The 24,513-nt window shown below is 56.7% G+C and carries 21 protein-coding genes; 10 read left to right on the forward strand and 11 right to left on the reverse strand.

All coding sequences use genetic code 11. The features are described from left to right. Positions 1–111 precede the first annotated feature (111 nt). The 4 genes from AB1L30_RS26465 (at position 112) to AB1L30_RS26480 (ending at position 3,739) form a co-directional block, all read left to right on the forward strand. A complete protein-coding gene (locus tag AB1L30_RS26465) occupies positions 112–1,209 on the forward strand; it encodes a prenyltransferase/squalene oxidase repeat-containing protein (RefSeq protein WP_367017896.1) in 1,098 nt (365 codons plus the stop codon). 63 nt (positions 1,210–1,272) lie between these two features. Then, a complete protein-coding gene (locus AB1L30_RS26470; RefSeq protein ID WP_367017539.1) occupies positions 1,273–2,109 on the forward strand; it encodes a hypothetical protein in 837 nt (278 codons plus the stop codon). Positions 2,110–2,311: 202 nt separating this feature from the next. After that, entirely contained in the window at positions 2,312–3,244 is a 933-nt protein-coding gene (locus AB1L30_RS26475) for a DUF1559 domain-containing protein (RefSeq protein ID WP_367017541.1), read from the forward strand. Positions 3,245–3,319: 75 nt separating this feature from the next. Next, entirely contained in the window at positions 3,320–3,739 is a 420-nt protein-coding gene (locus AB1L30_RS26480; protein ID WP_367017542.1) for a hypothetical protein, read from the forward strand. Position 3,740: 1 nt separating this feature from the next. Here the strand turns inward: AB1L30_RS26480 and AB1L30_RS26485 are convergent, their stop codons facing one another. Further along, positions 3,741–5,084, reverse strand: coding sequence for an HD domain-containing protein (locus AB1L30_RS26485; RefSeq protein WP_345094347.1), 1,344 nt, complete (start codon positions 5,082–5,084; stop codon positions 3,741–3,743). Between the two features lie 199 nt (positions 5,085–5,283). Here AB1L30_RS26485 and aspS point away from each other — a divergent pair, with 199 nt between their 5' ends. After that, positions 5,284–7,068 (forward strand): aspartate--tRNA ligase, encoded by a 1,785-nt coding sequence (aspS, locus tag AB1L30_RS26490; protein ID WP_345094349.1) that lies wholly within the window; start codon positions 5,284–5,286, stop codon positions 7,066–7,068. A 12-nt stretch (positions 7,069–7,080) separates the two neighbouring features. Here aspS and AB1L30_RS26495 read toward each other — a convergent pair whose 3' ends face one another. Both AB1L30_RS26495 and AB1L30_RS26500 read right to left on the reverse strand, forming a co-directional pair. Further along, positions 7,081–7,551, reverse strand: a complete 471-nt coding sequence (locus tag AB1L30_RS26495; protein WP_367017544.1) for a hypothetical protein — start codon at positions 7,549–7,551, stop codon at positions 7,081–7,083. Positions 7,552–7,578: 27 nt separating this feature from the next. After that, complete coding sequence (locus AB1L30_RS26500; protein WP_367017546.1) at positions 7,579–8,625, reverse strand: DUF1559 domain-containing protein; 1,047 nt, start codon at positions 8,623–8,625, stop codon at positions 7,579–7,581. 409 nt (positions 8,626–9,034) lie between these two features. Between AB1L30_RS26500 and AB1L30_RS26505 the strand changes: the two genes are divergently transcribed. After that, on the forward strand, positions 9,035–9,820 hold the full coding sequence (locus tag AB1L30_RS26505) for a dienelactone hydrolase family protein (protein ID WP_367017548.1): 786 nt from the start codon (positions 9,035–9,037) through the stop codon (positions 9,818–9,820). A gap of 47 nt (positions 9,821–9,867) precedes the next feature. Here AB1L30_RS26505 and AB1L30_RS26510 read toward each other — a convergent pair whose 3' ends face one another. From AB1L30_RS26510 to glgX, 3 genes are all read right to left on the reverse strand, one after another. After that, complete coding sequence (locus AB1L30_RS26510; protein ID WP_367017550.1) at positions 9,868–10,503, reverse strand: hypothetical protein; 636 nt, start codon at positions 10,501–10,503, stop codon at positions 9,868–9,870. 93 nt (positions 10,504–10,596) lie between these two features. Continuing rightward, positions 10,597–11,700, reverse strand: a complete 1,104-nt coding sequence (locus AB1L30_RS26515) for a cellulase family glycosylhydrolase (protein WP_367017552.1) — start codon at positions 11,698–11,700, stop codon at positions 10,597–10,599. A 77-nt stretch (positions 11,701–11,777) separates the two neighbouring features. Beyond that, positions 11,778–13,865, reverse strand: a complete 2,088-nt coding sequence (gene glgX, locus AB1L30_RS26520) for a glycogen debranching protein GlgX (protein ID WP_367017554.1) — start codon at positions 13,863–13,865, stop codon at positions 11,778–11,780. A 584-nt stretch (positions 13,866–14,449) separates the two neighbouring features. Here glgX and purM point away from each other — a divergent pair. Next, entirely contained in the window at positions 14,450–15,511 is a 1,062-nt protein-coding gene (purM, locus tag AB1L30_RS26525; RefSeq protein ID WP_367017556.1) for a phosphoribosylformylglycinamidine cyclo-ligase, read from the forward strand. Here purM and AB1L30_RS26530 read toward each other — a convergent pair. From AB1L30_RS26530 to hflX, 5 genes are all read right to left on the reverse strand, one after another. Next, complete coding sequence (locus AB1L30_RS26530; RefSeq protein ID WP_367017558.1) at positions 15,482–16,717, reverse strand: amidohydrolase family protein; 1,236 nt, start codon at positions 16,715–16,717, stop codon at positions 15,482–15,484. The two genes, purM and AB1L30_RS26530, sit on opposite strands and share 30 nt — an antisense overlap. Beyond that, positions 16,714–17,460, reverse strand: a complete 747-nt coding sequence (locus tag AB1L30_RS26535) for an RNA pseudouridine synthase (protein ID WP_367017559.1) — start codon at positions 17,458–17,460, stop codon at positions 16,714–16,716. Before AB1L30_RS26535 ends, AB1L30_RS26530 begins: the two co-directional genes overlap by 4 nt. A gap of 126 nt (positions 17,461–17,586) precedes the next feature. Beyond that, positions 17,587–19,080 (reverse strand): Gfo/Idh/MocA family oxidoreductase, encoded by a 1,494-nt coding sequence (locus tag AB1L30_RS26540; RefSeq protein ID WP_367017560.1) that lies wholly within the window; start codon positions 19,078–19,080, stop codon positions 17,587–17,589. Between the two features lie 347 nt (positions 19,081–19,427). After that, positions 19,428–20,216 carry an SDR family NAD(P)-dependent oxidoreductase gene (locus AB1L30_RS26545; protein ID WP_367017562.1) on the reverse strand — a complete coding sequence of 263 codons (789 nt, stop codon included), beginning with the start codon at positions 20,214–20,216 and terminating at the stop codon, positions 19,428–19,430. Continuing rightward, positions 20,216–21,502, reverse strand: a complete 1,287-nt coding sequence (gene hflX / locus AB1L30_RS26550) for a GTPase HflX (RefSeq protein WP_367017898.1) — start codon at positions 21,500–21,502, stop codon at positions 20,216–20,218. The genes AB1L30_RS26545 and hflX overlap by 1 nt, the downstream gene beginning before the upstream one ends. A gap of 350 nt (positions 21,503–21,852) precedes the next feature. Here hflX and AB1L30_RS26555 point away from each other — a divergent pair, with 350 nt between their 5' ends. From AB1L30_RS26555 to AB1L30_RS26565, 3 genes are all read left to right on the forward strand, one after another. Next, positions 21,853–22,776: a sugar phosphate isomerase/epimerase family protein gene (locus AB1L30_RS26555; RefSeq protein ID WP_367017563.1), complete on the forward strand. Its 924-nt coding sequence runs from the start codon at positions 21,853–21,855 to the stop codon at positions 22,774–22,776. Between the two features lie 414 nt (positions 22,777–23,190). Beyond that, entirely contained in the window at positions 23,191–23,811 is a 621-nt protein-coding gene (locus tag AB1L30_RS26560) for a toxin-antitoxin system HicB family antitoxin (RefSeq protein WP_367017565.1), read from the forward strand. Between the two features lie 365 nt (positions 23,812–24,176). Further along, entirely contained in the window at positions 24,177–24,512 is a 336-nt protein-coding gene (locus tag AB1L30_RS26565) for an ATP-dependent Clp protease adaptor ClpS (RefSeq protein WP_367017566.1), read from the forward strand. The last annotated feature ends 1 nt before the right edge of the window (position 24,513 follow it).

Raw genomic sequence — 24,513 nt, forward strand, 5'->3', positions numbered from 1 at the left:
AAGCAAACTAAACGCGCGTTTGCAGGCAACATCCGAGGAGAGATCGTCGTGAAATTCCCCCGTCGTACCTTGTTGATCACTTCCCCCATTTTGCTTCTGGCATTTACGACGTTGGCCACCGCGGCCGACAGTCCGATTTCGAGCGATGCCCAAAAGAAGCTGGATGAGATTGTCACCAAGGGCATTCAATATCTCGAAAAGAACGGCCAGGCTGCCGATGGTACCTTCACCATCAAAGCCGGTCCTGGGCTAACCGCCCTGGCGATCACCGGTGCCCTGCGAAATGGCAAGACGGTCGACGATCCGGTCGTGGCCAAAGGCTTGAAGGCCCTTGAAGGCTTCGTGAAGCCTGACGGTGGTATCTATGGCAATGGGCGCCTTCGCAATTACGAAACCTGCGTGGCGATGCTCTGCTTCAAAGAAGCCAACAAGGATGGCCGCTACAACGAAACCTTGAAGAAGGCCCGAGCCTTTGTCACCGGTCTGCAGTATGGCGACGGCGAAGTCCCCAAGGATGACGTTTGGTTCGGCGGCGTTGGCTACGGTGGTGCTGGTCGCCCTGACCTGTCGAACACCGGGTTCCTGATCGAAGCCCTGATCGACACCGGTAGCGAAGCGGACGACGAAGCGATTCAACGAGCACTCGTGTTTGTTTCCCGCTGCCAGAACCTGGAAAGCAAGTTCAACACGACCGAATTCGCTGACAAGGTGAACGATGGTGGTTTCATCTACGAGATCCCACGCGAAAAGATCGATCCATCGACTTCGCCAGAACGCTACACCGAAAACGGTGGCATCCGTAGCTATGGTTCGATGACCTACGCCGGTCTGAAGAGCATGATCTACGCAGGCCTGACCAAGGACGACCCTCGCGTCAAAGCCGCGTCGGAATGGGCCAGCAAGAACTATAGCGTCGAAGAAAACCCAGGCATGGGTAGCGCTGGCTTGTTCTACTACTATCACACCTTCGCGGCTGGGCTTGGTACCGCTGGCATCGCCGAAGTGACCGATGCCGAAGGAAACAAGCACAACTGGCGGGAAGACCTGATCTTCGAGTTGGCTAAGCGTCAGAACGAAGATGGTTCATGGGCCAACGAAAATCGTCGTTGGTTTGAAGACGATAAAAACCTCGCAACCGCCTTCGCCTTGATGGCGTTGTCGTACTGCGATGCCGACGTCGCCGCCGCTCCCGCTGCCGACGCGAAGTAAGTCAAATCTCCGTGCGGCCGACCGGGCTCGCTCCGGTCGGCCTGGCGGATTTGGATTTCTGGAATGCACGCCCCTACTCCATCGCCACCGACTTCTGCTGACGAAGATCGGACTTCAGCTCAGCGAACCTGGCTGAATCTTCTGCATGTGGGGCGACATCCGTTAATAATCTGGCTGCTGAACGCCGCCGTGTTGATCTCGCTGGCGGGATGGATCATCTACGATGCTCGTGTCACCGCGACCTGGAATCAGTTGGAATTCGACCTCGGTCTGACATCCGACGTCGCCGCCCAGGACGATACCGCAAATTGGCTGCTCGTCCGTAGCAAAGTGGTCGTGCTGGCCACGATCGTCACGTTATCGATCATCAGCTTCGTCGTGATGGCGCTGGGCATGGTAGCCGGAAGCCGTGGCTACCGAACCCTAGCCTCGATGATGGTCGTTTTGTCGCTTACTTGCTGCTGGCTGGCTTTGGTCAGCAACTGGGAAGAGATGGTTTGGACTGGCCGCCGTCTGCGGATCGATACTCATATCGCGGCGTTCGAGCCGATTGTCGAATCGCTGCGGCAAGATTGGCCCAGTCAGGATGGCGACCGGGAAGAGCTTGGGCCGTTTATGGCGTACCCAGCCGACAAGCCAATGACGCTTCTATTGCTGACTACGCCTCCGATCGCGGACGATGGCCCGACCTTCAGCAGTGTCGAAAAGAGCCCCAGCGGAGCCATTCGCTTCCAGCTTTCCGGCAACGAGCGTGGTGTTTGGCTCGAATGGCACCCGACCGACGATGCCCCTGCGTCGTTTATTGGCGGTTTGCAGGAACCGCACCATCTTCAACGGGCAATCTCGCTCGGCGATGGCTGGTATCTGGCTCGCTACCAGCAAGCCGCCGTTTCCTCCTAATCAACTCAGCAGCGGCGATGCGCCGTAAATACGCGGATTGCGGAGGTTATTCTTGCATGGCTCCTGGCAACTCGCTACCATGCAAATATGAAAGTATTTTTTCTTATCATTTTTAACTTTCCAGATTCTCATCCGCAGCGATCGGTAGATCCTCTCTTCCTTTGATCCCCTCCTCTTTTCTGCCGTTGCAAGGAGTTATGCCATGGTTCGGCGAGGTTTCACGTTGGTTGAGTTGCTTGTGGTGATCGCCATTATTGGCGTCTTGATTGCCTTGCTTTTGCCCGCCGTGCAACAGGCCCGTGAGTCGGCCCGACGCATGACCTGCACCAATAATTTGAAGCAGTGGGGCATCGCCATGCACAACTATCACGACACGATTAATGTGCTGCCGTTTGGTGCGACCAACGACAGTAACGGCAAACGGCACACGTGGGTTGTCAGTCTGTGGCCCTACATCGAACAGAACAATCTGGCGGAAGCTTACGATTACAACGCAGCGTTTTATAACTCTCCGAATATCATCCAGAACACGTTCGACGGCGTCACCGCCAAGCCGGTCGACATGTACTATTGCCCCAGCATGAATGGCGGTCGGATGAACACTTCCGACGCCTACTGGCGCTGCCGCGTTCATTACGCCGTGAACTATGGGAACGTCACCATTCCGCATGGCAGCCCGACCGGGATCGAAGGTTTGAAGGCTCCATTCGGGTTCGATGGCGCCAGTGGTGCCTTAGGAGAAAAGCCTCGCACAAGCGACTTCTCCGGTTTCACCGATGGTCTTAGCAACACGATGCTAATGGCCGAACTGCGTGCCCACCCTGAAGATTCCGCCGCCGACCACCGGGGGGACTCGATCAACGACGACGCCGCAGGGGGCGGGTTCATGACCGTGCTGACGCCGAACTCTTCGGCCGCCGATGGCATGTCGTCGTCGTGGTGTCTCGATAAGCCAGAGATCGGACTGCCTTGCATTGGCGGTAACGAGCACCACGCCGCACGCAGCCTGCACCCTGGTGGCGTACAAACGTTGATGGCGGATGGTTCGGTTCACTTCATTGCGGAAACGATCGCGCTCGACGTCTGGCGAGCTGCTGGTTCGATGAACGGGAAAGAAACCTTGCCGCTGCCGTAATGACCAGCTGGTTTTCTCGTCGCATTTCTCCATCCATCGTAGGACGCGCGGTTTCGCTTAAATGCAGGTAGAACCATGAAGACTCAACGCCATCTGGCACTCTCGCTGGGCCTTGCTTTCGTCTTGCTGGCCACCGTTGGCTGTGGCGGCGGGCGGACCGATCTGATTCCGGTCCAGGGCAAAGTCACGCTCGACAATCAGCCGCTCGAAAAAGGAAAGATCACCCTCGAAGCCACCGACGGACGCGGCGGTGTCGAAGGGGGCGACATCATCAACGGCGAGTATTCGCTGAAGACCACCGCCGGTAGCAAAGCGGTGAAGATCCATGCTGAAAAGGTCGTCGGTCAGAAAAAGACCTACAACACCAAAGACAGTGCGGTCGAAGATGTCGCCGTCGAAGCGATCCCGCCTCGCTACAACCGCAACACCGAACTGGCGATCGAAGTCAGCACGACTGAGACCGAGCACAGTTTCGAGCTGACTTCCAAGAAGTAGCTTAGCCCGACTCCGGGAACATGCTGCGAACGGTCTCGATGAACAACGACTCGATGGAAGTGTCGCTCTGGATCGACTCTTCCAGACGGGGATGGACGAAGATCCGCACCTTCTTCACGAAGTCGTCAAACTGCCGCTTGGCCAGCGTTTCGACCATCGGCGAAACGTCGCCCAGGCTTCGATACTTGCCTGACTTCTGGTCGAGGACGTCGATGTTGAATTGCACTTCTAACTTGACCGGCGGTGCGTCGATCAAGATCTCGTGCGGAGCGACGCGCCGCGACAGATGCCGCGACAAAGCGGTCGCGAACTGATCGCTCAACTGTACCAACCAGTCGTATGGCTGGTGGGCGATCTGATGAAACAGTTCTGGATGGTCGAACTGCGAGTACTCGAAGAACCGCTTATAGAGCCGCCGCATCGGTCCGAACAAGCCATCCATCAAATCGCGGGCCGGCCCGTTGCCAGCCGCTTCCAGCATTGCCTCGATCATCGGACGTTCGGTCAAACGAAACAGCGAGTCGAGTTCCAATTGAGGCCGCAGCATGAAGAACGCTCGCTGCAGCATCGCGGTCGCACTGCGCACGGCATGATGCCAATAGACTTCGCTGAACATCACATAGCGGGCAAACACCATCATCTCGGCGGCGGTGTGCCCCTTGCCGGTCAGCGCGAGCTTGTCGCCTGCCTCGCTGACGCACAAACTGGCGATCAAACGCTGCTGGTCGAAGTTACGACCATAAGGCACTCCGGCGTGCAGACTATCGCGTTGCAGGTAATCGAGCTTATCGACATCGATCGGCCCCGAGATGACGCTTTGCATCAGCTTCATTTTGCTGGTGCGTCCTTTCTCGGATAAGAAGCTGACCACGTCTCGCGGGTTGATTCCCCAGTCGTCGCGTAGGCAATCGGCGATTTCCCCTTCCAGCAGAAAGCTGTTGGCGAATAGTTCGTGCTGCGGCACCCCCGCCAGACGCATGTCTTCGATCGGATGGCAGAAGGGCCAATGCCCCAGATCGTGCAGCAACGCCGCCACGATCATCAACTCGGCATCTTTCACCTCGATCACTTCGGTGAATGCCGGGACGTGGGCCAGACGCTGCAAATAAAGCAGCATCGTCCGGTAAACTCCCAGGCTGTGCTCGAACCGACTGTGATGGGCAGCCGGGAAAACGAGCGACACCAAACCCAACTGGCTGATATGCACCAGGCGGCGAAATTCGGCCGTATCGACTAGGTGGCGAACCCGCGGCGTCAGCGGGACGTCCTGATCGGGAGGGATACGAATCACGTCGGAACGTGATAGAAGGCCGACCACTTCGGGGATTTCAAGGAGTTCACTCATGAGCGCCGGTATACCCGAACCAGAGACCGGAGAAAAGGCGGTCCGGAGAATCGTTACGTTTTGCCAGATTAGATACCCGGCCCGATCGAATTCAGACCGGGTCTGAGCCCAATCTAGGCACTACGCCTTCGGCGGTCTAAAATACTCGATTTCCCCTTCACTTTTTGACGCTGTCCTACCATCTGCGAGGAACAGAACCTTGTATCGCACACACACTTGCGGCGAATTACGCAAATCCGACGTCGGCCAAACAGTCACCCTGGCCGGGTGGGTCGATACCTACCGCGACCATGGCGGCGGGTTGTTCGTCGATCTTCGCGACCGCTACGGCAAGACGCAGTTGGTGTTCAGCAGCGACAGTGGGGCCGAAACGCAGACGCTCTCTCGCTCGCTCCGCAACGAAGACGTGATCCAGGTCATCGGCAAGATCGAACCACGTCCTGATGGCACGGTGAACCCGAAGCTGTCGACCGGCGAGATCGAACTGAAGGTCGAAAAGCTGACCATCTTGAACAAGTGCAAGACGCCACCGTTCTTCCCCAGCCAGCTCGACATGCCCGGCGAAGACCTTCGCTTGAAGCATCGCTATCTCGACCTGCGTCGTCAGCAAATGCAGCAGACGCTGTTGCTGCGTAGCAAGATCATCAAGCTGATGCGGGACTACTTCGAAGAACACAAGTTCATCGATGTCGAAACGCCGATCCTCGGCCGTAGCACTCCGGAAGGTGCACGCGATTACCTGGTGCCAAGCCGTGTGCACCATGGCGAGTTCTACGCATTGCCTCAGTCGCCACAGCTTTACAAGCAGATCCTGATGATGGCTGGTTACGACCGCTATGTTCAGGTCGCCCGCTGTTTCCGCGACGAAGACCTGCGAGCCGACCGTCAGCCCGAGTTCACTCAGCTCGACTTGGAAATGGCGTTCTGCGAAATGGACGACGTCATCGGTATCATCGATGGCCTGGTCGAGAAGGTCGCCAAGGAAGTTCTGGACATCGAAGTCAGCGGTCCGCTGCCACGCATGACCTATGACGAAGCCATGGAACGCTTCGGTCACGACGCCCCCGACCTGCGATTTGGTCTGGAAATCGTCGATGCGACCGACCTGGCTGCTGAAGCCGAGTTCCGCGTCTTCAAGGCGGTGGCTGACGCTGGCAATCGTGTCCGTGGTATTTGTGCCAAGGGTGCTGCCGATCAGTACTCGCGTCGCTTGATCGACGACATGACCTCGATGGTTCAAGACGACTTCGGTGCCAAGGGGCTTGCCTGGTTCAAGGTCGAAGCGGACGGCACGCTGGCCTCGCCGATCGCCAAGAACTTCACGCCAGAGCTGCTGGCGAAGTTCAAGGAACGTTTCTCGGCCGAGCCGGGCGACTTGATCCTGATCGTGGCCGACAAGTTCGAGGTGACCTGCAAGGCTTTGTACGGCCTGCGTAAGAAGCTGGGTGCCGAACTGAAGTTGTACGATCCCGAAGCGATGCACTTCAGCTGGATCGTCGAGTTCCCGATGTTCGACTACGACGAAGAGGAAGGTCGCTGGGTTGCCATGCATCATCCTTTCACCGCTCCACGTCCGCAAGACCTCGAACTGCTCGACAGCGATCCGGGCAAGTGCCGTGCCCTGGCCTACGACCTGGTGATCAACGGCAGCGAAGCAGGTGGTGGAACGATTCGTATCCACGACAACGTCACCCAGCAAAAGGTGTTCGGCCTGCTGGGGATGAGCGAAGAAGACGCCAAAGAACGTTTCGGCTTCCTGCTGGAAGCGCTTCAGTTTGGTGCTCCTCCGCACGGCGGTATCGCTTTGGGTATCGACCGCTGGGTGATGCTGTTTGGTCACCTGGACAACATTCGCGACTGCATCGCGTTCCCCAAGACGCAGCGTGCTGCCGACTTGATGACCGACGCTCCGAGCACGGTCGATCGCAAGCAGTTGGAAGACCTGGCGATCCGGGTTTTACGGCTCGACGAACTGAAGAAGTAGTCGCGACGCTGGCTAGTCTTCCAGCTCGAAAGTAAACACGTTCTCACCGCCGTCGACCACTTCGGCGGTGAGTTCGCTGGTTTCTGCCTTGCTGTATTTCTTCGGCAGCAAGTGCGTTGGGCCTTGGCTCAATGAACGATTCATCGCGTTGACTCTCCGCGAGTACTCTTCCGGACTGACCGTCTCCGGATCTGGTACGGACATCACTTCCAGTTTGCGAATCGCAACGCTGTAGGTCCCTGGGATCACGCCATCGCCTGGCTGGTAGGTCCAAAGTTGGATCTCGCCGTTCTTGTCGGTATTGCCGACCGCCCCGCGAATCTCGGCATCGCCAAAGATCACGGTGGCCCGTTCGACGGGCTGACCTTGGTATTTCACGATGACTTTGGTCGGGACTCGCTTGGGCAGATTCGGATCGTCCGAAGATGCGCAGCCGCTGACTATGGTCGCCAGCAGCATCGCCAGCGGAATCATTCGATACATGATAAGGACTTCTTGTCGGTGGGAAGTTTAAGGAAGGGTTACCGTTTCGCCGCCGTTGATCGAACCAAGAGCACCCCAAACTCCGTAAGGGCTGCGTCCTGTGGTCACTTCCGTTGACGTCGGATCGCCAGCATCGATCGTTTCTGCGATGAACTGCGTCGAACCATCGGCTCGACCGCAAACCACGCCGCCGGGATGAAAACTGCTGGGGGTCCAGATGCCCCAGCTACCGTCGGTATCGGCGACCGAACAGCGAGGTGAATTCGGTGGAAGCACAGTACTGAATCCCGTGAAGAAGACACGACCCTCAGCCCAGCGACTGCCTGGAGCTCGATGGACATACGATTCGGCCGTGACCGAAACCGCCGCGTCGATCTGACCATTCACGCCTCGAGCCGCCCAGCAGTCAGCCGGGCTCGAAGGACTGGCGTTGATGCCCGGCGTCACGGCGACGTTCCCTTTCATCGTTCGCGTTACCGAGTTCGGCCCGACCACCACTTCGCTTAAGGCGAGCGTGTTGCTCGCCCCATCCACCAGATCACGGAACGCCATGTTCACCTCGGGAGCAAACATCCCTCGCTTCGACGAGGTGGTCGTGTGGTTGTTGCGGATACTGTCGCCAACGCAGAAGTGATAACTCCGCGGCTTCCGTCCATTCACGCCGGCCCGCGAGCCGAGGTAAGGATCGGACGGGCAGAACAGTTCAGAGATCGACGTGTTCTGCTCGGCAGGGTTCCAGTCGGCAGTGCCAAAGGGCGTGCTCGCTGACTTGGCTCGTTCGTAAACGGCGTATTGTTCGATATAAGGAAGCAGCGCGACGAAGCCACTGGGGCGACTCGGCAGAACTTGCATCTGCTGAGCGGGGAAGGCTCCGAAACTGTCGTGATAGTTGTGCATCGCCAGCCCGACCTGCTTCATACGATTCGAGCACTGCATCCGTCGAGCTGATTCGCGAGCCTGCTGCACGGCCGGCAAGAGCAAGGCAATTAAGACGCCAATGATGGCAATCACGACCAGCAATTCGACCAGCGTAAATGCCAGCCGGCGCATGCTTCGGCGGGAAGGTCCGGACATAATCGCACTCTCGTATTCCAGGATGAGATGAATGGAAAAGCGGCGAGATCGAAGGGAGCAGGATGGGGGTGAAAAGGGTGCTTCGCAGGTCGACAAAGCATTTATTGATTATTCGTGTGTATTTCATTTGACACTGAGGGTCAAGGAATTTGCCGGCGGAAAACCAAGATCGAAACCGCACAACAACCATGGCAAATCCTCGGTAAAACCAGGGTTTTCGAGCATTAGGTGTTAGTTCCGTTGCCCCGCTTGCGTCGCCCTCATATCACCTCGACTTGTATGCCGCCGCCGTGCGTACCGGCATCTTGTGGGATATTGATTCCCGTTAATTGTTGTGCGAACAATTAACTACGCACCGCAGGGATTCGCGGTCTCGATTTTCAAACCCTTAGACCTGGAGAATTCTGCTATGCGTGCGATCGCTACCTCGCTGGCCATGTTGCTGTTCACGGTTTCCCTGGCCCAGGCGGAAGTGAAAACGAAGACCATCGAATACCGCGTTGGCGACAAGACCTTCGACGGCTACCTCGCCTACGACGACTCGGTGGAAGGTCCACGACCTGGCATCGTGGTCTTTCATGAATGGTGGGGCCTGAACGAATACGCCAAAGAGCGAACCCGGATGCTGGCCGAACAGGGCTACGTGGCATTCGCGGCCGACATGTATGGCGACGGCCAGTTCGTCGAGCATCCGAAAGACGCTGGTGCGATGGCCGGTAAGGTGCGTGCCAACGTCGACGAGTGGCAAAAGCGTGCCGTCGTCGCGCTCGACATTCTGAAGGCTCAGCCGCAGTGCAATCCGAAGAAGCTCGCCGCCATTGGCTACTGCTTCGGTGGTTCAACCGCACTGCAACTTGGCTACACCGGTGCCGATCTCGATGCGATCGCCACTTTCCATGCTGCCTTGCCGACGCCAACGGAAGAACAAGCCAAGGCGATCAAAGCGGATGTGCTGGTCTGCAACGGAGCCGACGACAGCTTCATTTCGCAGGAATCGATCGAAGCTTTCCAGGGCAAGCTAAAGGATGCGAACGTCTCGTTGAACTTCGTCAACTTCCCAGGCGCCGTGCATAGCTTCACCGTCGAAGACGCCGGCAAGCATGGCAACCCAGGCATGCAGTACAACAAGGCGGCCGACGAAAAGTCGTGGACGCTGCTGTTGGATCTGCTGAAGAAAGACTTGGGCGGAAAATAAATAGGCACCCAGATAATTGCGAAGCGATTTTCGCTTGCTAAATCGCATCAGGGGGAAAGAGGCTGCTCGACGGAGGTCTCTTTCCCCTTTCTGTTTTCTTGCATCCGAAAACCAGCAACCGCAAATTTGCCTCCGAAATATCCCAACAAGAGCAGCCACAGGGTGTGCCCAGCCACATGAAACGTTTGCCAATTGGGATAAGCCACACGTGTTACTATCGTACTACTAAATAAACTGGCTTGTGAGCCGAGCATTCCCAATTTATTACCATGACGATCGAAAACTCGGCCAACCCGATCAACGGTAGGCCCAGACGCAGGGTCCACCAGTTTTCCCTCGACGAAATACTCGTACCGGACGATTCCTTCGTAGACTTTGTCCCAAACCAACTGCGAAGGGAGTCGAGGTCCAATGTCCATCTGACTGGCCAGCAAAGAAAAGAGCAAGGTCGTTGCCACGTAGCCATACGCGAAAACCAAAAATCCAATCAGGAAAGACTTTCTTTCACCATCGACAATCCAGACCAGCGCTGTCATACCCATCAAAGCAACCCAAACGCAAGTCAGCAGAATTTGATCCCCTGGCGAGGGGGACCAAATCGAGCCCAGGACGACAAATCCCACGGAAACGACCACGAGAAATTCTACTAACGAGAATTGAACGATTGCCTTCGATCGACTCATGAACGTCCTACCTCTCGAAGTTCTCATGACGTTGAAAAAGGTTTAAGACGTCCATTTTAGAACGACCAACGATTCAGGCGAGTGTTTTGGCATTCATGGTGTCTGCCCAGAAGTCAACTCCCGATAGGTTTCAAGCCATTTCGCGACGATCGCTCCTGAGATCTCGCCCGACGATTGATTTTCTTCGATCGTCTTTCCCCAATAGAAACTGGTCAGGCCATCACTCACGGGCCTGGCCTTGTCGATGAAGTCTTTCGCTTCTTCCAGCGAGCACTTCAAGGGAAAGAACTCTTCGATTACCAGTGGTTTGCCAATGTCGTAAATCTTCAAGGCGGTGATCGCCTTGTCGACTTCCCCCGCAACGGGATAGAAGTGAACGCTGGCGAAGTCGAGGTGCTTCGAGACCGGCTCGCTATAGAACAGCGGCTTCGCGTTGGGCCAAACATGGGCCCACGGAATCACGCCGATCGTGATCAGCGTTTGGGAATCTTCCGAACGGATGGCTTCCGTCAGCTTCTGCACCCACGCGGCGGCGATTTCCTGGTTGCTTCGTCCGTTGAGATCGCCGGCCCGGGCAATTCGCTGGACGAAATACTTGCCGCCCAACGCTTCCCCTACCAGCCACTCATCGCTGGGGCCGCCGCCACTGACAACCGGTTCGTTCATCAAGTCGTAGCAGAAAACTGCCGGCTGATCGCGACATGCATGAGCGATTGCTTTCCAGAAGTTGGATTGCACCTGCCAACGCTGCTCTAACGGTAGCCCGTCATACCAGGCCGGAATGTCCGCTTTGTGGTAACACCCGAGGCCCGTGAGATTAAGATACAGCCCGGTCTTTTCAGCCAATTCGGCCAACTGGACTAGCTTACGAAGGTTCGCTTCGTTCGGCTGGTCAGCCGTGGTCATGAATTTGCCCAACTGCAGATGCACCCGGACGACGTTGGCGCCGAGCGATTTAATTTCGGCGAAGTCTTCTTCCACGGTCGACCACTGGGCATCCCAGTAGTCTTCGATCAGCCGGCCGTCGCCATCGTGATCATAGTTGACGCCCCAGACGAAGAAGGACTGATCGGTTCCGGCAAGTGCAAAGTCTTGGCCGTTCTCTGCAATCTGCACCTTTCGCAGCGTTTGACCATGGGCAATGGCGGTCAGCCCCAGATGGCAGACCAGCATCAAGGCAACTAGGCGAAGACCCATGACGATCACTCCATAAAAAAATGGCAGCTCGTTTCCAAGCCGCCATTTTAAGGTTTTCCCGAGGGGGTCGCGAATCGTTACCGGGAGGCAACGTAGATTCGCACGCTTCGTTCTGGCATGACGAACTTGCCCGAAGCGGGTGGGCGTGGCCCATTGAGGTCTGGGTAAACGTCGCTTGGCGAGGTTGCTGCCGTGTCGACAAACATTCGCCAGCTCGTTCCCTTGGCAACTGGCGGCAGAATGAACTGCTGCGGCGAAGCACTACCGTTCATCAGCAACAGGACGTCGCGACCGAATTGCTCTGGGTCGGTATCCTTGCTTGGTGCTGCAAACAAACAGGTCAGCATCGAGTCGCCACTGTCCCAATCGACGGCGGTGCCGAGATTGTTGTACCAGTTCACGTCGAACAGACCACGTCGACCGGTGGGGAAACCACCGAGGAAGTGCTTCTGGCGGACGGTTGGCTGGTCGCGACGGAAGGCGATCAAGGCTCGGACGAAGCGACGCATTTCGTCGTTCTTCTTCACCAACTTCCAGTCGAGCCACGAAATTTCGTTGTCCTGGCAGTAGGCATTGTTATTGCCGTGCTGCGTACGACGAACTTCGTCACCCATCAGGATCATCGGAACGCCCTGCGACATCAGCAACGTGCAGAACATATTCTTGATCTGCTGGTTGCGGATCTTTTCCGTGCTGGCCCGCTTGGTCGGACCTTCCACACCGTAGTTGTAACTCAGGTTGTGGTTGTCACCGTCGCGGTTCCCTTCGCCGTTGGCCTCGTTGTGCTTGTGGTTGTACGAGACCAGGTCGTTCATCGGGAAGCCGTCGTGCGACGTGATGAAGTTAATGCTGTGGTATGGCTGACGACCACCCGCCTGGTAAAGGTCGCTCGAACCGGCCAAGCGAGTTGCCAAGGCCCCCAGCTTGAATGGTTCACCCTTCCAGAAGCTACGGATGTCGTCGCGGTACCGGCCGTTCCATTCTGCCCAACGCAAGTTGGCGAACGATCCGACCTGGTACGCACCGGCGGCGTCCCAAGCTTCGGCGATGATCTTCGTATCGGCCAGCATCGGGTCTTCAGCAATCGCTTCGACCAGCGGCGGATTGGCCACCAGGTTGCCGTTGCGATCGCGACTCAAGATCGATGCCAGGTCGAAACGGAAACCGTCGACGTGGTAGTTATGCACCCAGTGACGCAGGCTGTTAAAGATCATCTCGCGAACGATCGGGTGGTTACCGTTGACCGTGTTACCGCAACCGGAGTAGTTCTTATACTCGCGGCCGCCGTTGGCCAACATGTAATAGACCTGGTTCTCGAGCCCCTTGAAGCTGAGGATCGGTCCCTTCTCGTTCCCTTCACAGGTGTGGTTGTAAACCACGTCGAGAATCACTTCGATGCCGGCCTGGTGCAAGGCCTTGACCATCTCTTTGAATTCGCGGACCTGACCACCAGGCGTTTTGCTGGCGGCGTATCCACGGTGCGGCGCGAAGAAGGCCATGGAGTCGTAACCCCAATAGTTGCCTCGCGTCGGCGTTTTGCCCGTGACCATGTCCATGATCGGGAACTCGTGGATCGGCATCAGCTCGACCGCGGTCACCCCGAGGGACTTCAGGTACGGAATTTTTTCAATCACCCCCAGGTAGGTGCCTGGGTTCTTCACGTCGCTCGACTCGTGTGCCGTGAAACCTTTCACGTGCATTTCGTAGATGATCGACTCACTGAGGTCCCGCTTGAGATGGCGGTCCCCTTCCCAGTTGAAGCTTTCATCCACGACAACGCACTTGGGCGGACGGATGATACCGTCGTCCGATGGTTGGAACGTCCCGGCCAAAGCTTTGGCGTAAGGATCGATCAACCGTGCGCGACCGTCGAACAGCATACCTTCGTCAGGGTTGTACGGTCCTTCGGCTTGGAAGTGATAAAGCTGTCCAGCCGAGAGCCCTGGAATAAAAATACTCCAGATGTCTCCCCAACGATCGGTTTCGCGATCGAAGTCGATGATTTCGCTTGGCTCGCGATCGTCGACGTTTTTATAAAGTAGGAGTCGCATCGCCGTGGCGGAACGGCTGAATACAACAAACCGAACGCCGCGTTCGTGCAGGATTGCTCCATAAGGAAGCACGTGACTAAATTGCAGCTCCGGATGCGGATGAACCATAAGCATAGGCGACTATCCCGATCTAACCTCCAAAGGTCTCGATGAATGCGTGTGCTAGAACACTACCACCCATTTCGCAGAAGACCGGGTAAGACTCCCCTCCTAAATCCAAATTTTTGACTTCAATACGCGTGATGCATCATCTGGCGAAATAATAGCTTAGGGCTAAGGAGTAGGTCCTGCGGAGAGTTTGCCGGTTCAACCGAATGAACCCGGGATGTTCCTGCCTGAGGGACCAATCCTCGTGCCCTCACCAGGGAATGCCCTGGGTCGCCCGAGTCTGTTGCAATCGTCGGGCCATTGGGGGAGTGTGCGACGCGCCGCCTAGGAGCAAATTTCCCATTTCGCCGATTTTGCCGTTTCATTTTAATCATTCCGACCCCAGTAATAGAACCTGGGCCCCCCAAATACGTGCTAGGCCGATCGGCAGTGGTGCCTATTCCGTTGGCGAGCCCTCCCCCCGAAAGAATTTCCGCAATTTTCACGAAGTTGTCCTCCGTCAGCCATTCTGCGGTGCGTTGACAATATCGGCGGTGGGTTCGAAAATCGGGCTCTCTGGTCGCACACCCTTGCCCCCATAGAAATAACTAATGGCAAAAGCCACCTACAAAGATGCCGGCGTCGATTTAGACGTATACGCAGAATCGATGTCCCGACTGCCGCGATTGGTGAAACGAACCTTCTCGCCTCGGGTTATGCAGTTGGATGGCGGCTTTGCCGGGCTGTTCAAGCTTGACTTCGATAACGCCCTGTTCGCCCGCAAGTACGAAGACCCTGTTCTGATCTCTTGCACGGATGGTGTCGGTACCAAGATCAAGCTGGCGATCGATAGCGGCAAACACGACACCGTGGGGATCGACCTGGTCGCCATGTGCGTCAACGATGCCATCTGCTGCGGGGCCGAACCCCTCTTCTTTCTGGATTACGTTGCCATGGGCAAAGACGATCCAGAACTGCTCGAACAATTGGTCACCGGGATCACCAACGGCTGTATCGACAGCGACTGTGCGTTGATCGGTGGCGAAACAGCCATCATGCCCGACTTGTACAAAGTGGGGGACTACGACATGGCTGGCTTCTGTGTCGGGGTTGCCGACCGTAAGAATCTGATCGACGGCAAAGCGATTGCCGATGGCGACGTGGTGCTTGGTATCTCGTCCAGCGGCGTCCATTCCAATGGATTCAGCCTGGTCCGGAAAGTGGTCTTCGATATCGCCGGCCTCCAGTTGGACGACCATATCGAAGCCCTTGGTGGCACCGTGGGCGAAACCTTGCTGACGCCAACCAAGGTCTACGTTCGTCCGGTTCGCCAGGTCTTGGCGCACTATAAGATCAAGAATGTCGTGCATGGCATCGCCCACATCACGGGGGGTGGCCTGCAAGAGAACCTCGAGCGTATTCTGCCGAAGAATGTCGACGTCGAGATCAAAAAGGGAAGCTGGCCCCAGCTGCCAGTCTTCCCGTGGCTGCAGGAACTGGGCGAAATCGAAGACGCCGAAATGGGACGCGTCTTCAACATGGGTATCGGCCTGGTGGTGATCGTCAGCAGCTACTATGCGGCCAGCGTTCAAAAGATGCTGGACGAAGGTGGCTGCGATGTCTTCGAGATCGGCAAAGTCACCTCAGGCAGTGGCAAGGTCGAGATTGTCTAGCCCGGCCTCCAGGTCCCAAAGTCTTGGCTGGCCAGCCAACATAGTGGTCAGCACGTCGGGACAATCGCTTCCCACGGCAAACGCAGCAACGCGAGCCTGATAGCCCGGTTCGATCGTGCCGTAGCGTTCTTCCAGACCTAACGCGTACGCGGCATCCCGCGTAACCATCGTCAAGAGCTGCTCGGCCGGAATATCGGGGAACGTGTGATGGACGTGCTGAACTTCCGCCCACAGATTTAAATCAGGGCTCGATGCCCGCGAATCGGTCCCCAGCACGACGCGAATCCCCTGCCCTAACATCTCTTCGATTGGATGCTTCGGATGATGGAAATAAGCGTGCGTTCGCGGGCAATAGCAGACGGTCAGCTTATCGGGAAACTGCTGCAAGACCTCGTAACTCGCTTCCGCCAGATAATTGCCATGCACAATCAAGGCCCGATAGGCCGAGGTCAGATGCTGGATGTAATCCGAGACCTTCCGACCGCCTGGGAAGTCTTCCGCTTGGAACAGTCCCATGTTTTCGAGCATCACTCGAAATGGCCCGGTCCCTTTTTCGAGAAGCTCTAGCTCTTCCAGCGACTCGCCCAGGTGCATCGCCAGCGGCAACTGATGCTTTTGTGAAAGCTTCGCACACTGATCGACAATTTCCATCTGCACCGTGTACGGAGCATGGGGACTGATCCCTGGCGTCACCAACTTGCTGGACCAAGGATACCCTGCATGGGTCTCGGCCTGGACGATCCTTTCGGCCGCCCGTTCCGGATCGAGCCCGAGAACTTCCAGCATCGAGACCACGTGAACCTGGGATCGATCGTACGATGCTTCCAACAGCGGAAGCGTGGCGATCTCGCCCACGACACCCACGCCGAAACTTGCCGACTGCTGTAAGCCGTTGCGAATTGCATGAGCCCGTTCGACCGCCAGATCTTCGCCAAAACCCTGACGATAACGAACCACTTCCGTAATCCACTGCGGAAAAGGCATCGCTTCGGTACCGAGCGGAGCTTCAAGATTGCTGAACTCGAGATGGGTGTGGGCATTTACCAGCGCCGGCATAATCGCCCACGAACGCAGGTCGACCGCATCGGGCCAGATTCCATTTTCTTCGATCGCGACGATCCTGCCATCTTCGACGGAAACCGTGGCGTCTTGGATGGGCGCTCCACTGATGGTGAATAGCCAGCCGACACGATACCTGCGAATCATGGTTGAATCTCCCTACTGCTTTGACGAGCCAGTTCCTGCCAGGCTTCGTTTTCTAACCATGCCGATGACAATGGTGCCACGACATCGACCTGTTCTTCAACCATCGGGTGCCGGAATTGCAGCCGCCGAGCGTGCAAGGCAATATGCTGCTGCCGCGGATCTTCGACGATCGGGCCAAAGGCCTGCTGAGCACCATACAGCGAATCGCCGAGAATGGGAAACTGCCGGGAAGCACATTGCAGGCGGATTTGATGGTATCGACCGGTTCCCAGCTCGATCTCCAGCAGGGAATGCGTCGAAGTCCGCGCTAGCACCTCGAACGAAAGCTCCGCCGGCCGGGCATCGTCGCTGCCAGCCGCGACCACTTCGCCTTGGGCGACATCGGGGATCTTACGAACGTGATCGGTCCACTCCCCCGAATCTTCCGGCACGACACCTTCGACGATCGCCCAATATGTCTTTCGTACACTTCGCTCGCGAAATTGGGCCGAGAGTCGCTGGGCTGCCCGCACATTGCGGCAAAACACAATCGCTCCCGAAACGGGGCGATCAAGCCGATGGATGATCGCCAGGTAGATTTTGCCGGTCTTACCGTCACGCCGCTTGCAGAACTCGCGCACCTGAAGTTCCAGGTTGTCGATTCCGGGGGGCGCTTGCGTGAGCAACCCGGCCTGCTTCAGCACGCAGATGCAGGGACCTTTTTCGTATAAGACTTCAAATGGTGGCGTCACAGGCGAGTTCATGCCCGCCATTATATCGCGCGACGATTCTTCGATTAGGGATGGTCCGCACGGCTCCCCTTGCCAAGAAACAGAAAACGCCAGGCGACATGCACCTGGCGTTCTCTGATTTGAAATGGGCAAGTCGGCTTAGACTTTGCCTTCCGCTGGAACTTCGAAGCCCTTGCGGTAGTTGCGAGTCAGATAACCGTCGGCTTCCTTGTTGTCGACGAAGGTTTCGGTCTTCGGATCGAATGGCAGCATCGGGCCGAGCGTGACACCTTCTTTCACGATGTCGACACCGTTGTCGCGGAGGTGATCCTGGACACGTTCCATGGTCGCACGAACGTTTTCGGTCGTCTTGATGTCTTCCATCCGTTCCAGGCATTCTTCTGGAGAAACCTGTTCACCCATCTGGTACGAGATGAGCCCGGTATGGCACAGAGCACTCGAGAGGTGACCTTCCAGGATGTCGCCGTTGAGGTGGTCAACGTCGCGGCTACGAACGGCTTCCACGAAGTTGTTGTAGTGGTTCTGGTCGCCACCACCGTTGAAGTCGCGGATCTTGTTGCCATCTTTGTCGAAGGCCGAACCGGAGTGGTAGGTGGTCATGACAACATAGCCATCGGTACCTTCAAAGATCACGCCGATCTTCGAGCCCTTGTAGCTGACCGAGCTTTCCTTCAACTTCTTGTCGTAGACCAGGCCACGCACTTCGAAGACCAGCGACTTGTCGCCGTAGTCGTGAACGACGACCTGGGTGTTGGGCGTGGTGCCGGCATCTTCGTAACCGAAGCGACCGCCGTAGCTGATCACCGCCTTGCTCAGTTCGTTGACGTTCAAGCCCCAGCGAGCCAGGTCCATCTGATGGATACCTTGGTTGCCCAAGTCACCGTTGCCGAAAGGCATCTGCCAATGCCAGTCGTAGTGGAACTGAGGACGGGTTACTTCCTGCATCTGTGCTGGGCCAAGCCACAGGCTGTAGTCCACGGTCTTTGGCGGCTGATAAACGCCCTTCGGACCGATGCTCTTACGAGGCTTGTAGCACAGACCACGAGCAACCTTCACGTCGCCGATCTTGCCGCTGTGAACGAACTCGATCGCTTCGATCATGCCGGGGTTCGAGCGGCTTTGGGTACCGGCCTGGCAGATACGGTTGTACTTGCGTGCCGCTTCGACAGCGCGACGGCCTTCGCTGACGTTGTGACTGACTGGCTTTTCGACGTAGACGTCTTTGCCGGCCTGCAATGCCCAAATGGCCTGGAGCGAGTGCTGATGGTTTGGGGTCGCGATGCTGACGATATCGACCGATGGGTCATCCAGTACGCGGCGAAGGTCGGTCTCAAACTTTGGCTTGTGACCATCCTGACGCTTGGCGACACCTTCGACTTTGCTTTCGTGGAACTTCGAGTCGACATCGCACAGGTGGGTAATGATCACGTCGTCGCGATTGGTGAAGCCACCGATGTGGGCGTTACCGCGGCCATTCAAACCGATCACCGCAACATGCAGCTTTTCGTTGGGGCTTTTGCTTTGCTTTTCTTCTGCGGCCAGCAGCGAAGTCGGAGCCGCGAAAGCAGCGGCCGCGGCGGCGGCAAACATGGAATCTTCCAGGAACTCGCGGCGAGACTTGCGAATCGTCATGGCGGTAGCCTTTTTGATGAAATTGATTTGACGGGCTTGATGGCAGGTAGGTAGTGCCCAGGCTGGAATCCAACGATAGGAGCATGACGGGGGTCGAGCTCGCAGAATCGCCCCCAAACAGGGAGTCACTGAGCAATAATAAGAATAACTGTTCTTATAGCTTCTGACAACTATTTCGGGCTCGAACCTGCACGGCAAAATTGCCACCCACAAGGTCGCCATCAAGGGAGAGGCGGTTTGGAAAACAGGGCCCCAGTTAGAGTCTGCGGCAGACAACGTTTCCGCCCAGATTTTCCGAGCCAGGCCACGTTTTTGACCAATCAAAACAAGGGCAAGTTTTTGACTAATCAAACATAGCCAAACTTCGCCACGGCCCAGTCCGCCAGAGATGGACAGAGCCGATCGAGCAGAACCATCGCGAAACCCGTTTTACTGGGGATGATTTCGTGCCGACCCAGGCGAATCGCTCGCAGGGCCGCGATGGCCACACTGTGGGGCGTTCGGACGAACTTTCCTTGGGCCGGAACCCTGCCCCGCTTCTCGATCACCGCGGCGGCAAACTCGCTGCTGGTGGTGCTGGGGCTGACCAAAATCACATCTATTCCCTTACTCGACACTTCCGCCCGTAGGGCATCACTGAAACCATGCAACGCGAACTTGCTAGCACAGTATTCGCTCTTCCCAGGGACCGCTCGATGCGCCAGAACCGACGAGATATTACAGACCGCCGACGTGGTCCCTTTTTCCAGAATCGGGAGCATCAAACGGGTCAATTCGACCGGGGCGAAGAAGTTGACTTCCATCAGCGTTCGCAGCCGCTCGGGCGTAGCATCTTCAAAGCTTCCATACGCCCCGACGCCCGCATTATTGACCAGCACATCGAGCCCTCGAAAGTCGCTTTCCGCTCGCTCAACCAGATGCTGCCGATGGGCTGGATCGGTTACGTCGCCGACAACATAGCGAGCATCACAACCCTTGGCATGCAGCACACCAAGAAGCTCTTCCAGACGGTCTTCGCGGCGGGCTGTTAGCAGCAGCTTTGCCCCTGCCTCGGCCGCCAGAATTGCCATCGAACGGCCAATGCCTGAGGACGCCCCCGTGATGAGCATCCGCAGGCCATCGAGTTTTCTCCGCATCAGGCCACATCCCCCACGGCGTCCGATTCCGCAGGATCGAAATCCTGAGCGTAGGGACGAATGACAACGCCGGGGTTTTGGTTTTCGATACGCCCCAAATGAGCCGTCGGAATCCGGCAATGCACGAAGAGCTTCTCGTTGCCATATCGCTTGGAAACGATCTCGCCATGGGTCGCACAATAGGCGACCAATTTGCCGTTCTCGACCGGGGCTTCGATCTCGACATCCGAGAACGATTTACTGAGCGCGTCACTCACGGCGATCGCCAGCTTATCGAGCCCTTCGCCCGAGTAGGCACTCACGGGAACCGCATGTGGGAACCTGGCCTGAAGCTGCTCTAACTGCCGAGAATCTTCGATCCGATCGATTTTATTCAGGACCAGCAGCGTATCTTTCTGTTCGATGCCGATTTCCTCGAGAACCTCGTAAACCGCAGCGATTTGCTGCTCGGCTTCCGGATTACTGGCATCGGCCACGTGCAGCAGCAAATCGGCCTGATTGGCTTCTTCCAGAGTCGCTTTAAACGAAGCAATCAAACGGTGAGGCAGGTCGCGAATAAACCCAACCGTATCACTCAACAGAACCGGTCCCCAGTGTGGCAATCGCCAACGTCGAGTCCGAGTATCGAGCGTGGCGAAAAGCATGTCAGCCGACAGCACCTGGGCGTCGGTCAACTTGTTCATCAGCGTGCTTTTTCCGGCGTTGGTATAGCCCACCAGACTGATGGTCATCGACTCTTTACGGGCGGCCACCTGGCGTTCGCGACGCTTGGCGACTTTCTCCAGGTCGTCCTTCAAATCGCGGATCCGCTTTTCGACCAATCGGCGGTCAACTTCCAGCTGCTTTTCACCAGGACCACGCATACCCACGCCCATCTTGATACGGTCCAAGTGAGACCACATCCGCTTGAGGCGTGGAAGCGAATATTCCAGCTGCGCCAGCTCGACCGCCAGACGCGATTCGAGGGTCTGAGCATGGGTGGCGAAGATATCCAGAATCAACTCAGTCCGGTCGATCACCTTCCGTTCGGTTTCGCGTTCCAGATTACGCGTTTGACCAGGCGAAAGCTCGTTATCGAAGATGATCACATCGGCCGACGAGGCATCAGCGCACAGCTTCAATTCTTCGATCTTTCCTTTTCCCAGGTAGGTCCCCGGATCAGGCCTTTCACGTCGCTGAGTTAACTTGCCCACCACGGTCGTTCCAGCGGTGGTCGCCAGCCCATCCAATTCGTCGAGGGGGTCGTTTGGATACTCGACACCAGGGTCCAAAAGCTTAACTAGAATGGCGTTTTCTTGAGCGACGCTCTGTTTGCGATCTCGTTCTGTCACAAGCGGTGCCTGCTATTCCTTTCTATTGACCTGCGTCTGGTTCCAACGAACCATTCGCGAGAGCCACTTTGAGACTGCTGAAACCGGGTCAGCAACTTCCATTTCAATTTTAACCCGCTCAGGCCATACAGCGAAGGTGCAATCACACCCCCTGTGGGTAAGAATTTATGGCCTGGGTGCCCAATTTTTCCCCCGAAATAGCCCCGGGAATAGCGGCAGGATAATCCGTCTTCTAAACTAAACTGGAGACGAAACCTCGCGAAAAGTTCGCTAATCTCACGTAATTACCTACCAAGGAACACCCAATGCCCATGCAACTTGGCCGTCGCCAGTTTCTTCATTCGATGGCTGCCGCTGGCGCCAGCCTGTCCCTAGGCTCATCGCTTTTGGCTGCTGAATCGGAAAAGAAGGCCCCCTTCAAAATCTCGCTAGCCCAGTGGTCACTGCACCGTACCATCCGCAGCGGCAAGCTCGACAACCTCGATTTCGCCAAGACCGCCAAAGAACAGTGCGGAATTGAGGCCATCGAGTATGTGAATCAGTTCTTCAAAGATAAGGCCAAGGACGAAAAGTACCTGGCTGAAATGAACATGCGAGCCAACGACCTGGGCGTGAAGCAGCTGTTGATCATGGTCGACGGCGAAGGCGCCCTGGGCGATGCCGACGACGCGAAGCGCAAGAAAGCAGTCGAAAACCACTATAAATGGGCCGAAGCCGCCAAAACCCTGGGTGGCCACTCGATCCGCGTGAATGCCCAGAGCAGCGGTAGCTACGAAGAACAGATCAAGCGAGCCGCCGATGGCCTGGCTCAATTGAGCGAGTTCGCGAAGGGCCTGGGCCTGAACGTGATCGTCGAAAACCATGGCGGCCTTTCGTCCAACGGCGCCTGGCTAGCCGAAGTGATGAAGACCGTCGACATGGAAAACTGCGGCACGCTGCCAGACTTCGGCAACTTCCGTGTCAGCAAAGACGAAATGTACGATCGCTATAAGGGTGTCAACGAACTGATGCCATACGCCAAGGCGGTCAGTGCCAAGTCGCACAACTTCAACGCCGAAGGCCTGGAAACCAACACCGACTACTTCAAGATGATGGACATCGTCGTGAACAAGCATGGCTATCACGGCTATGTCGGTGTCGAATGGGAAGGTGGCAGTCCGGATGAGATCGAAGGGATCATCCTGACCCGCAAGCTGCTGGAACGTTGCGCCGAAAAGCTATCGGCCTAGTGCCAGCATTGCCTGGACACCCAGGCGAACTCACACAACCCGACGAACCCGAAACCCCGGTGCTATCACGCTCCGGGGTTTCTTTATGCGCATTTCCCCCGGAAAACTGCTATCAGAGCAACTATTTGGAACTATTTTCGGAAAAATGAAGGGCCCTTGGACAAACATCTTCCCTCATGCGACTTTCGGCCGTGCACAACTTTTAAGCAGAGACACCCCTGCCCAAAAAAGTCGCTCGACTGCAAGCAGATTGCGCATGCATTGCTGATACGCGTAAGTGCTTGCATTGCAGTCACTTCTACGCTGCTCTTGACTCGAAACACAGGATTCTGGCATACCGTTACACATCGCATGTCACACCAAGGCATGACGGTGCAAAAAGTCCTCAGTCGTTTCCAGGAAGGAGCCTCGCTAATGTCGCAGTTCAACCCAGGCACTAACTCGTACCCGCAGCCACAGCCAGCACCGCGACCGGTTTATCCGAACACCACGTTCCCGCCGCAGCAGCACAGCCAGCCGCAGTACCACGCTCCGCAGCCAGCAGCTACCGAAGGCATTTACGCGACCTCGCGTCCGACCTTCACTGGTTCGCCGCAAGCACCGGTTCAGCCAGCTGCCCCTGCCGGCCCGGCCATGAACGTTGCCCCAACTGCCACCTTCGACGAAAAGAAGGGTGAAGCCCTCCGTATCGCTCGCGATTTCTTCCGTGGCGTTCCGGATTGGGTTACCTACTTCCGTGAAATCCTGGGCGTGGAAGGCATCGTGCATCGCCTCTTCCCACAGCCAGAAGAATTCACCAAGTTCGAGCAGTCGGAAGAGTACGGCGAAATCCAGCTGATGATCGTCAAGCTGCGTGAACGCACCAACACTCAGAACGAATCGAAAGAACCTACCCGGGTTATCACCGTTCGTCTGCCGAAGAGCCTGCACGAATCGCTGCGTGTCGAAGCCCACTCGCGTCGCACCAGCATGAACAAGCTTTGCATCTCGAAACTGCTGCAGGTCATCGACGATTCGATGATCCCGAACGACTAAGGATCCGAGCCGCCCAGGGACGCCGCCACGTGCGATGGTCGATCCCGGCTCGATTCGAGAAACACAGAAGACCGGACCAATCAGGCTCCAAGCACCACGCGGAACCAACACCCCATCCGGCAACCTTCGCGCTTCCACGCGCGACCCGCTAGCGATCCGTTCGCTGGTCAGGTCGCCGCGCACTTGAATTCGATTGCGGCTGAGGACGAAAAGGGTCTGGCAGCATCGCCCAGCGATCTGCCGGCCCTTTTTTCGTTTCTTGCTGGCAATTGTTCCCCAAAAATTGGTTTGGCGGCGAAGGAATTCGTTATTACAACTGAAAAGAGTGCGATCCAGTTCCTTTCAACATGGCGTTCCAAGAGAGAATGAGCAGCGAAGATACCGTTGTCGCCACCCCAGAATCGATCGTCGAGAACAAACCTCGACGCCAGCCCCCCTATGGCGTGATTCTGCATAACGATCACATCAACACGATCGAGTTCGTGGTCGAGACCCTCCGAAAGGTATTCGGATACGATCTCGAAAAGTGCTTTCTGCTGACCCTTGAAGCCCACGACCACGGCCGCAGCCTGGTCTGGTGCGGAACACTGGAAGGCGCCGAGCTGAAGCGTGAACTGATCCTTTCGCGCGGTGCCGATCCGGAAATGAAGGGCCGCGGCGCCCTTCCGCTGAAGGTCACCCTGGAAGAAATGCCGCAATAGC

Source organism: Bremerella sp. JC817 (assembly GCF_040718835.1).
Classification (GTDB): Bacteria; Planctomycetota; Planctomycetia; order Pirellulales; family Pirellulaceae; genus Bremerella.